We start from the raw sequence: 1,286 nt of genomic DNA, 5'->3' as shown, positions 1-1,286 counted from the left end.
GGGGGGGGCTACTACCCCTGTATCAGGAGATTACAAGCTAACATTTAGCACTAAGGCAGGGGAAAATGCAGTCTATCAGACAGCACAACTCATGGACTATACGAAGTCATTGGTATATCCGAAAGGTCTGACTAACATACAGGTAGAGGGACTAGACGACGTCACACAAGTCCACTTCACAGTTAACGATGATACGGTGCATATAGTGCCATATTCCGTTAACGCTCTCAACTGGGGAGTGCCTACGACTGGTGGGCTACAGACAAACAACATAGCTGGCTACAGACAAATACTATTAGAGCAATACCGTGGGTATACTACTACAGTCAACCACAATGTGACCAACAATGGCGTTCCCACTACATATACGGTTAGCGGCTACACCTATCCGTATGATAACTTTTCAGGCTTTTATATGGGATATGAGATAGTTTCCATGGCTGACGCCGTAGGAGGCGTAACGTATACACAATATGCTGCTAACATGGCTTCTACTACCACCTATATAGACCTTGCTGATGGCACAAGAGCATGGCGGCTTCAAGGCAGTGGCGACCCTAACAATTTTCTTCGCTCATTTTATGTTGACCCTACTGACGGAGTGACGCATTACGCAAATTCTTTTGGAACACTTTACCCTTTTAACACGATTCTTAATTACAGGGCACAGATATATACGCAAAATAATGATGGCACTTATAACAGTCTTTCGTATTTCATCTCCGCAACTGCTGTTAATAGTATGGCAGTTGGCGACAAGGCATTGTTTTACTATCAAGCGAATAGTCCTGATGTTGAGGTTATACAAGGTGGCAATTGGGTGGATACTACTACCAACTGGAATATTAACTCTGCGAATATGACGTATATAAAGACTGTTTCACTGGATATAGATGTGCCTAATGGAACTAATATAGTGGGTTCTAATTTATCTCCTAAGGTCTTTTGGGATATAAGAGACCCTCACGTTGAGTTCACAGCTATGACTATAGAGAACGGGCAGTTCAAGGAGATAAAGATTAGCTGGGATAGGGACTTGAACGTGCCCGATGATGAAGTGACCGGTGGTGAATGGGGCTGGATAGCACCGACACCAGATAACACCAAATTAAAAGATTCCATTGTTGGTGGCAGACTAGTGTTCACTAATGGGGACGGACGAATGTTGCTTGATAATACGCAGACTATAACGATATATGGCAATGGCAAACAGGCAGAGGTTACCCTTGAAGGGGAAGATACCATTCAAGACCTAATAGATAAACTAGCTAATGCCATAGGTAGCA

At 43.5% G+C, this 1,286-nt stretch carries 1 protein-coding gene; it reads left to right on the top strand.

The features are described 5' to 3' along the window. Positions 1-1,286: hypothetical protein (locus AC1MDJ_RS07900; RefSeq protein ID WP_479690375.1), on the top strand; the 1,286-nt coding region annotated here is incomplete at both ends.

This window comes from Candidatus Termitispirillum reticulitermitis (assembly GCF_054655775.1).
This window is presented reverse-complemented; position numbering and strand designations above follow the sequence as displayed.